We start from the raw sequence: 8,951 nt of genomic DNA on the forward strand, positions 1-8,951 counted from the left end.
CTCCCTTCCCCCTCCCCGCTCCTCCTTGCTCCTCCTTCTCTTCCACTTCCACCCACGTGCCGAAGGCCGCCCCCGTCACCGCGGGGGCGGCCTTCGGCGTACACAGGTCCCTCCGTCACCCGTTCGGTTACTCCTTGCGCACAACTGCAAGCCCAGTGTGCAGAATTGGCGAGTCTAGACCCTCGACAAGGCCCGTGCAGAGGGTTGCGTGAATATGCCGTCGCACTGATCCGATCTGGCTAAGCTCGCTCGGAGCGCGCCGAGTTGATATGAAATCACGCATTTGTTCGCAAGTGCCTGAGAGTTCGAGTACATCCCCGCATCGACCGCCAGAGGGTTTACATGGTTCGCGTTGAATCGCCTCCGACTGACCGAGAGTCCCCCTTCTTCCGCGCGCTTGTGCCGCCCGTCCTCCTGATGGCCGCGGCCACCGCCGCCGCCTTCTTCCTCGTACCGGAGCCCGCCCGGATACCGGTCGTCTGGTTCGGCGCCCTGGCGACCGTGGTGGTGACGGCGGTAGCAGCCGAAGTCGTCCGTCGCGGCCGGGCCGTACGCACCCTGCGCGCGGAGTACGAGCAACGCCTCGCCTTCCTCGAACAGCGCGTCGCCGGACACGACGAGGAGACCCTGCGGCTCAGCAAGGAGCTGCTGCCGAACGCCATCGTCCTCCTCCGCCAGGGCCATTCGCCCGCCGAGGTGATCCGGGCGGCGGTGGACGGAGACCCGGCCTACCGCGACCTGCGTGACCCGCAGCGCGCCCTGGTCCGCTCCGTCCTGGAGATCGTCGACACCGAGGAGGCGATGCGCGACTCCGCGCAGCGCGCCTTCGTCAACATCGCCCGCCGCGTACAGGCCATCGTCCACCAGCAGTCCAGTGAGCTGCGGATGATGGAGGAGGACCACGGACGCAACCCCCAGGTCTTCGACGACCTGCTGCGCCTCGACCACGGCACCTCGCTGATCGGCCGGCTCGCCGACTCCATCGCCGTACTCGGCGGCGGCCGTCCCGGGCGGCAGTGGCCCAACCCCGTACCGCTGTTCAGCGTGTTGCGCGGCGCGATGTCCCGCATCTTGGAGTACCAGCGGGTCGACCTGCACTCGATCGCCAAGGTCGCCGTCATCGGCACGGCCGTCGAACCGCTCATCCACGCCTGCGCGGAGCTCCTCGACAACGCCACGCGCTATTCGCCGCCGCAGACCCGGGTGCACGTCACCGCGGTGGAGGTGCAGACCGGCATCGCCATCGAGATCGAGGACGGTGGCGTCAGCCTCAGCGAGGAGGCCCGGGGCCGGGCCGAGCGGATGCTGGCCCAGGCCCAGGCCGGCATCGACCTCAACGACCTCGGGGAGACGCCCCGGCTCGGCATGGCCGTGGTCGGGCGCCTCTCACAGATGTACGACCTGAAGGTCTCGCTGCGCCAGTCCGCGTACGGCGGGGTACGCGCGGTGCTCATCGTGCCGCGTGACGTGATCACCACCGGGCCCGCCCCCGGCATCGCCCACGGCATCGGCGCCACCGCGGTCCCCCGGCAGGGCCCGTCCGGCCTGTCGAGCGCGGAAGAGGCACGCATCCCCAGGCGCAAGCCGCGGCCGGCCGCCCGGCCCGAACGCCCGGTGCCCGCACCCGCACCCGCACCCGTCGCCAGGGAGGAGGACGTCCCCGAGGTGACCGAATGGACGGCGAACGGGCTTCCGCAGCGCCGCAGCCGGGGCCGCGCACCACTCGGCTCCCACATGGTGCCGGCCGAACAGCCCCGGACGCCGCAGGGCGGCCACGCCAACGGCGCGGCCAAGGAGCCGGAGCCCGGACTCTGGCTCGAAGCCTTCACCAAGGGGTTCAACGGGACAGCGCCGGACCCGTCGGCCGATGACGAACCTGACGATGCGTTGGACAAGGGAGATCTCAAGTGATCCAGCAGCGGGCGAATTTCGACTGGATGCTCAAGGAGCTGGCCGACGGGGTGCCGCAGGTCCAGCAGATCGTGGTCCTGTCCGCGGACGGACTGCGCATCGCCCGGCACGGCGGCGACCCCGACGTCGCCGACCGGCTCGCGGCGGCGTGCGCGGGGCTCCAGAGCCTCGCCGCGGCCGTCGCCGCCGAGATCCCGCACAGCGAGGGCAAGATGAGGCTCGTCGTCATCGAAGTCGACGGCGGTCTCTTCTACTTGATGGCGGCCGGAACCGGGGCGTACCTCGCGGTACTCGCCGACGAGACGGTGGACGCGGGTCTCATGGGGGCCCGCATGCGGGACTTGGTCATCCGTATCGGAGCCCACCTGACGAGCCCTCCGCGCCATGACGGGCAGACCGCATGAGTCCGCCCCAACGAGAACGGCGCCCCCGTGAAACGGGGGACCCGGAACGGCTGTACGTGCTCACCGGCGGCCCGGACGGCACCGAACGGGCCTCTCTCGACCTGGTCACGATGGTCGTCGCCCGCACCGAGCCGACACCGACGGTCCAGCCTGAGCAGGCCGCCATTCTGCGGCTGTGCCGGGCGCCGTTGTCCGTCGCCGAGATCTCCGCGTACCTCAGTCTGCCCTTCAGCGTGGTGACCGCGTTGCTGACCGACCTCCTGGCCACCGAGCTGGTCGAGTCGCGGGCGCCCATCGTCCGCGCCGCTCTGCCGGACCGGTCCCTTCTCGAAGCGGTGATGCATGGACTTCAGAAACTCTGAGACGATCACCGGCCCGCGCCGCGAGGACGTCCTCCCCACCACGGCCACGGCCGCGGTGAAGGTCGTGATCGTGGGCGGATTCGGGGTCGGCAAGACCACGATGGTGGGTTCGGTGAGCGAGATCCGCCCGCTGACCACCGAAGAGACCATGACGCAGGCCGGGGTCGGCGTCGACGACAGCCTGGAGGGCAAGACCGCCACCACGGTGGCCATGGACTTCGGCCGGATCAGCATCAGCGACGAACTGATCCTCTACCTCTTCGGCACACCGGGCCAGGAGCGCTTCTGGTTCCTGTGGAACGGCCTCTTCGAGGGTGCTCTCGGCGCGGTGGTGCTGATCGACACCCGGCGCCTCGAAGTCAGCTTCGACGTGATCGGGCGCCTGGAGGAGCGCGGTGTGCCGTTCGTCGTCGCCGTCAACACCTTCCCCGACGCACCCCGTCACCCCGTCGAGGCGTTGCGGACCGCCCTCGACCTGCCCCCCGAAGTGCCGATAGTGGACTGCGACGCGCGAGGGCGCGCGTCCTGCCGCGATGTCCTCCTGACGCTGATGCGCTATCTGCACTCCTTGTCCCTGTAACCACCGGCCTGAACGCCCGATACCTGGAGTGACCGTGACCACCCCTTTCCCCCATCCACCCGGAGCGGACGACGGGGCGCTTCCGCCCCCGGGATGCCCGGCCCACGCCACCGCCGGCCGGGGCCCGGGCGGCCTGCACCGGCTGTACGGGCCCGAACACGAGAACGACCCGATGGGCCTGTACGAGAAGCTGCGCGCCGAGCACGGCCCGGTGGCGCCCGTGCTGCTGAACGACGACGTACCGGCCTGGCTGGTCCTCGGACACACCGAGAACCAGCACATGACCCGCACCCCGTCGCAGTTCTCCCGCGACTCGCGCCACTGGCGCCTCACCAAGGACGGCACCGTACCTCCCGACCATCCCCTGGCCCCCGTCTTCACGTGGCAGCCCATCTGCGTCTTCGCGGACGGCGCGGAACACGAACGGCTGCGCGGCGCGGTCACCGACAGCATCGGACGCATCGACCACCGGGGTGTACGCCGCCACATCAACCGCTTCAGCAACCGGCTGGTCAATGAGTTCTGCCAGGACGGCCGGGCCGACCTGGTGAGCCGGTTCGCCGAGCACCTGCCGATGATGGTGATGTGCCAGATCCTCGGCATGGCGGAGGAGTACAACGAGCGGATGGTGCAGTGCGCCCGTGACATGATCAAGGGCACGGCGACGGCGAACGCCAGCAACGCCTATGTGATGGACGTACTGAACAAGCACGTGGCCCGGCGCAGGCTCAAGTCCGAGGAGGACTTCACCACTTGGCTCGTCGAGCACCCGGCCGGGCTCACCGACGACGAGGTGAGCCAGCACCTGCGGCTGGTGCTGATCGCGGCGTACGAGACGACGGCGAATCTGATCGCCAACGTACTGCGCATGGTGCTCACCGACCCGCGCTTCCGCGCCCAGCTCAGCGGCGGCCACATGACACTGCCCGAGGCGGTCGAGCAGACCCTGTGGGACGAGCCGCCCTTCACCACGATCCTCGGCCGCTGGGCCGTCGGCGACACGGAGTTCGGCGGCCAGCAGATCAAGAAGGGGGACGCCCTCATCGTCGGGCTGGCCGCCGCCAACATCGACCCGGTGGTACGGCCCGATCCGCACGCCTCGATGCAGGGCAACCGCGCCCACCTCGCTTTCAGCAGCGGACCGCACGAGTGCCCGGGGCAGGACATCGGGCGCGCCATCGCCGACACCGGCATCGACGCGCTGCTGATGCGCCTTCCCGATCTTCAACTCGCCGTGGAGGAGCATGAGTTGCGGTGGCGCAGCTCACTCATGTCCAGGCATCTGATCGCGCTCCCGGCCAAGTTCGCCGCACGTCCGCCACAGGACGTCGCCAGTTCACCGGGAGCCATGACGCGCGCGACGCCTCTCCCGGACTGGCAGGTGGAGTCGCCGCCCAGGGCGAGCGCGCCGCAGCCGAAGCCGGAACCGGCACGGGAACCGGCGCCGGTGTCCCCGTCCGTCCCGATGCCTGCTCCCGCCCCCGCCTCGTCCTCCTCGGCGGCACAGACACGAGCCGTGATTCCGGCTCAGCGCAGGCCGGCGGTGCCGAAGCGGATGTGGCAGTCGGTCACCCGCTGGTGGCGCGGCTACTGACCCTCAGCTGGTCCCACCACCAGGAGATCGTCGGGAGAGGAAGCGGCTCGAAGCTGTCGTCGGCCGGACGTTGCTTCCACCACCCGTTCGACTCGCCCTCCGGGGCCGAGGGAACGCTGTAGCGGGGACAGGCGGAGGCCCAGTCGAGGTGGCCCCGGACGAACTGGCCGAGCCCTTGTACGTACCGGCGCAGTCCACTGCCCGCGTCCTCGAGCACCTGGTCGCGCAGCCGGAGGAAGAGCACCATGACGCGGTCCCGCATGGCCACGGCCTCCTGGAGCGCGTGGTGCGGATCGCAGCCGAGTTCCTGGCACAGGACGTCGATCAGATTGAGGTCGTCGTCGGCCCGCAGCAGCTCCTTGTTGCGGGAGTAGAGGTCGTTGTCCCAGCTGACCAGCGTCCAGGTGATCTCGGTGAGTGCCCGGACGCGCGGGTCCTCCAGATCGTCGTCGGGTATGGAGTGTCCGGCGACGATCTCGATCATCGCGGTGGAGGGGGCCATCCCTATGGCCCTCATCCACAGCGTGACGTAGTCGTCGAGCGAGGGCAGGTCGGGCCTGCGGCGCCAGGCCGCCTCCCACACCAGCCCCGAGGTGTAGACGCGCATGGCGTCGGTCCAGCGGCGGATCTGCTGCCGGGACGCGTACCGCTCCAGCTCCAGCCGGAGCAAGCGCAGTGCCGCCGCGTGCGGCGACTCGTCCGGGCGGTGGGCGGCCGGGGCCTCTACGGCCCGGACGATCCGGGCCGTCTCCTGGGCGAGGGAGTCCGCGGTGGCGTAGGCCTCGTCGCACACACCGTCGTCGAACGAGAAGAGCACGGCGTGGAACCTGGCCATCAGGGCGAGCGGTTCGGGCTGGCCGTACGGCATGGTCGAAGCCGTCAGACCGCCGAAGTCGCAGAGTGCGAGTCGACTGCGCTGATGATCGTCCGCGTCGAGGCTCTGTTGGAGCATCCACCGGACGGTCACGTCGTTGAGCGTCTGGGCCGACGGGTGGACGACGGACGGGACCGGACAGTAGAAGGGCATGGTGGGTAACGGCTGTCCCAGTCGACGTGGCGAGATTACGGTCATCTTCGGCCTCCCCTTGAGTGCCCCGCGTACGCTGGAGCGTATATGCCCATGTACAACCGTCAATAACAATGCAACTGGGCATTGCCTGAAGCAAGTTGACCATTTGCTGACCAGAGTTGCAGAAGTCCGCCTTTCACCGCTGTGCCGGGGGTTCTCACGGCTTATACAGCTGACTGATACATCAGTCAGCATCACATCAAGGTCCCCTTCCCTTGTCATGTACGGCTTTGCCTGAACCGTGCGTTGCGCTCTCCTCAACACGCGGATACGGTGGCCGACCATGCGGCCAGAGCCCGGATTCCGAGTCGGCGACTGTGGTGGCGAGGTCGCCGAGCGAGTGCGTCAGGTGATCGACACCGTCGGCGTGAGCCGGCGCGAGTTCGCCCGGCGGGTCGTCATGGACCCCTCCAAACTGTCACGTTCACTCAGTGGAGCCCGCCGGTTCACCGTGGCTGAATTGGCCCGTATCGCCGACACCGCCGATGTGGACGCGGGCTGGCTGCTCGGGTCCCGCCCCGAGGCGCCCGCCAAGCCCTCCGCCGTACGGCGCGACCGGGCCGCGGCCGCGCCCCGGGGCGGCAGGCCGCTCCAGATCGTGCGGGAGACCGTGCGGCTGATCGCGGAGCGCGGTTTCCACGGCGTACGGATCGCCGACATCGCCGAAGCCTGCGCCACCAGCACCGCCGCCGTCCACTACCACTTCCCCGGCCGGGACGAGCTGCTGGAAGCGGCCGTGCGCTGGTGCATGGACGAGGACAGTGCCCGCCGCGCGGCCCGTATCGCCGATGCCGGAGACACCGGTGACGCCTCGGACGAGCTGCGGCAGCTGATCGAGCTCCAGACGCCGTACACCGAGCAGCGACGGTGGCAGTGGAGTGTCTGGCTCGACCTGTGGGCGCAGGCGGCCCGCTCCACCGCCGTGGGCCGCCTGCACGTCGCGTACCACCGGCAATGGCGCGCGACGGTCGCCGACGTCCTGCGGCGCGGCATCGACCAGGGCGTCTTCCGGCCCACGGACCCGGACGCCGCCGCGCTGCGGCTGACCGCGCTGATCCACGGCCTGGCCACCCAGGTGCTCGCCGCCGCACCGGTCACGGAAGCGGGCGCCGAAGCGGGCGTGGGCACAAGCCCCGAGGACATGCAGGCGGCGCTGCTCGCCTACGTGGACGTCACCCTGTCCGCCCCCGCCCACCGGAGCTGAGCCGGGCCCCGTCCATATCCCCCACCCACCGCCCCGATCAGGAAGCCACCCTCACCTGCGCCTTCACCGGCGCCGCTGACACCGTCCGCAAGCGCCCGCACCTGCCGGTCTCCCCCGAGCAGAGCCCGCTCCGCCGTCGAGGCCGCCCGGGCCGGCACCGCCGTCGTGCACCTCCACATCCGCGGCCCCGAGACCGGCACCGACGTCGTCACCCACCTCACCGCCGGCATGGCGGCGACGCCAACCGCCTCCAGGAAGCGCTGTGGCGCGAGCCCGTGCACACGGCCCCCAACGGCGAGGCCACCGTGCGCAAGACCGACGACCCGATCACTGAAAGGACCGGCCTGCGCTGGGCGTTCATGGGCCCCCTGCTCACTTTCGCACTCGCGGGCGGCGACGGCGGCATGCTGTCTCCACAAGCCGCTGACGGTGAGGCGCGGCTCCCACGGCCCGGCCGACGGCTCGATCGGTACGCCCTGTTCCGGCGTGGCGCAGACGCCGTGCCCGGTCAGGCGCCCGTTGGTACCGAGTAGTACCAGCAGCGAATCCACTGGCCATGGGGAGCACGGGCGGGCGCGCCCGGTACGCGGACGGAACCGCCCTCGCGCCCGGGAGGGCTCTCCGCGCCGTCCGGTGCCACATATCCCTCTCATGTCCCTCGAGTGGCCTTTCGACTGCCCGTCGAGTGTCTTTCAGGCTCCCGGCCCCGGGTCGGGCCTGACCGGTTCGAGGATGCCGGCGCGGGCCGCCTCGAGCTGGGCGGCGAACGCAAGGCCCAGGAAGAGCGCGATGCCCGTGAGATTCGCCCAGAGCATCAGTGCGACGAAGGCGGTGAGCGGCCCGTAGACGGCCCCGAAGGAGCCACTCTTGGCGACGTACAGGGCCAGCAGCCAGGTCGCCGCCACCCACAGCGTCAGGTGTACGGCGGACCCGACGGCGAGCCAGGTGTAACCGGGCTGGTCACGCCGGGGCGCCCAACGGAATATCACCGCCGACGCCAGCAACGCCAGCAGGACACCGGCGGGGGCCTTCAGCAGCCCCCACACGCCGAGCAGGGAGGCGGGCCACCCGAGCGCCTCGACCAGCGACTCCCCCACCGCTTCACCGGCGACGAGGGACAGGAAGCCCAGCACCATCGGGATACCGGCTCCCAGAGCCAGCAGCAGGCTCCGTCCGTACTTCACGAGGAAGGGCCGGTCCCTCTCGATCCCGTAGATACGGTTGCTGCCGCGCTCGATCTGCCCCATGGCCGAGGTCAGGTTCAGTACGGCGAAGCCGAGCCCGAGCCACATCGCGATCGCGATCGACGTACTGCCGCCGGCGCTGCGCCGGGTGTCCGCGAGGGCCTCTTCGACCAGTTCATTGCTGGCACCCGGCACGATGTGGCCGAGCGTCAGCTCCACGACCCGCCCCACGCTGTCGGTGTGCACGGACGCAGCGACGCCCACGAGGGCGATGGCGAACGGCACGGTGCCCAGCACCACCTGGAAAGCCAGCGACCGCGCGTGGCTGAACCCGTCCGCGTACCGGAAACGAGAAAAGGCATCGAGAAACAGCTTTCGGCCTCCGTAATGCCGCAGAGCGGTCAGGGCCTCATCACCGGAGAGTTCCTCTCCGATCATGTCCCGAGTCTGGGGGACATGCACCACAGTTCCCATCGGACGCCCGCTTTCACTCATTTTCCTGTTCGGACCAACTCCGGTCCTGAGAATACGATCCTTGAACGCAAAAATGCCCCGGTCCCTGGACATAAGTCCAGGGACCGGGGCATAAAATTTGTTCGGCGGTGTCCTACTCTCCCACAGGGTCCCCCCTGCAGTACCATCG

At 69.8% G+C, this 8,951-nt stretch carries 8 protein-coding genes; 6 read left to right on the top strand and 2 right to left on the bottom strand.

The genetic code is table 11. The features are described 5' to 3' along the window. Window positions 1–342 precede the first annotated feature (342 nt). The 5 genes from ABD374_RS31855 to ABD374_RS31875 are packed head-to-tail and all read left to right on the top strand — an operon-like array spanning window position 343 to window position 4,851. On the top strand, window positions 343–1,911 hold the full coding sequence (locus tag ABD374_RS31855) for an ATP-binding protein (RefSeq protein WP_344500155.1): 1,569 nt from the start codon (window positions 343–345) through the stop codon (window positions 1,909–1,911). Further along, window positions 1,908–2,315 carry a roadblock/LC7 domain-containing protein gene (locus ABD374_RS31860; RefSeq protein ID WP_344500157.1) on the top strand — a complete coding sequence of 136 codons (408 nt, stop codon included), beginning with the start codon at window positions 1,908–1,910 and terminating at the stop codon, window positions 2,313–2,315. The genes ABD374_RS31855 and ABD374_RS31860 overlap by 4 nt, the downstream gene beginning before the upstream one ends. Further along, the gene (locus ABD374_RS31865; RefSeq protein WP_344500159.1) at window positions 2,312–2,677 is read left to right on the top strand and encodes a DUF742 domain-containing protein; all 366 of its coding nucleotides are present in this window, start codon (window positions 2,312–2,314) and stop codon (window positions 2,675–2,677) included. Before ABD374_RS31860 ends, ABD374_RS31865 begins: the two co-directional genes overlap by 4 nt. Next, the gene (locus ABD374_RS31870; protein WP_344500161.1) at window positions 2,658–3,257 is read left to right on the top strand and encodes a GTP-binding protein; all 600 of its coding nucleotides are present in this window, start codon (window positions 2,658–2,660) and stop codon (window positions 3,255–3,257) included. Before ABD374_RS31865 ends, ABD374_RS31870 begins: the two co-directional genes overlap by 20 nt. 34 nt (window positions 3,258–3,291) lie before the next feature. Next, window positions 3,292–4,851, top strand: a complete 1,560-nt coding sequence (locus tag ABD374_RS31875; RefSeq protein ID WP_344500163.1) for a cytochrome P450 — start codon at window positions 3,292–3,294, stop codon at window positions 4,849–4,851. Here the strand turns inward: ABD374_RS31875 and ABD374_RS31880 are convergent. Beyond that, window positions 4,826–5,878: a terpene synthase family protein gene (locus ABD374_RS31880; RefSeq protein ID WP_344500165.1), complete on the bottom strand. Its 1,053-nt coding sequence runs from the start codon at window positions 5,876–5,878 to the stop codon at window positions 4,826–4,828. The two genes, ABD374_RS31875 and ABD374_RS31880, sit on opposite strands and share 26 nt — an antisense overlap. A gap of 325 nt (window positions 5,879–6,203) precedes the next feature. On the opposite strand from ABD374_RS31880, the gene ABD374_RS31885 reads away from it, so the two are divergent. Continuing rightward, window positions 6,204–7,124 carry a TetR/AcrR family transcriptional regulator gene (locus tag ABD374_RS31885; protein WP_344500167.1) on the top strand — a complete coding sequence of 307 codons (921 nt, stop codon included), beginning with the start codon at window positions 6,204–6,206 and terminating at the stop codon, window positions 7,122–7,124. Window positions 7,125–7,816: 692 nt separating this feature from the next. Here ABD374_RS31885 and ABD374_RS31895 read toward each other — a convergent pair. Continuing rightward, complete coding sequence (locus tag ABD374_RS31895) at window positions 7,817–8,782, bottom strand: YihY/virulence factor BrkB family protein (RefSeq protein ID WP_344500169.1); 966 nt, start codon at window positions 8,780–8,782, stop codon at window positions 7,817–7,819. Window positions 8,783–8,951: the final 169 nt, after the last annotated feature.

The organism is Streptomyces enissocaesilis (assembly GCF_039533765.1).
Lineage (GTDB): Bacteria > Actinomycetota > Actinomycetes > Streptomycetales > Streptomycetaceae > Streptomyces > Streptomyces enissocaesilis.

Coding starts and splice junctions, on each gene's coding strand:
- ABD374_RS31895 (WP_344500169.1), bottom strand. CDS start 8,782: ATGGGAACTGTGGTGCATGTCCCCCAGACTCGGGACATGATCGGAGAG.
- ABD374_RS31855 (WP_344500155.1), top strand. CDS start 343: ATGGTTCGCGTTGAATCGCCTCCGACTGACCGAGAGTCCCCCTTCTTC.
- ABD374_RS31870 (WP_344500161.1), top strand. CDS start 2,658: ATGGACTTCAGAAACTCTGAGACGATCACCGGCCCGCGCCGCGAGGAC.
- ABD374_RS31880 (WP_344500165.1), bottom strand. CDS start 5,878: ATGCCCTTCTACTGTCCGGTCCCGTCCGTCGTCCACCCGTCGGCCCAG.
- ABD374_RS31865 (WP_344500159.1), top strand. CDS start 2,312: ATGAGTCCGCCCCAACGAGAACGGCGCCCCCGTGAAACGGGGGACCCG.
- ABD374_RS31885 (WP_344500167.1), top strand. CDS start 6,204: ATGCGGCCAGAGCCCGGATTCCGAGTCGGCGACTGTGGTGGCGAGGTC.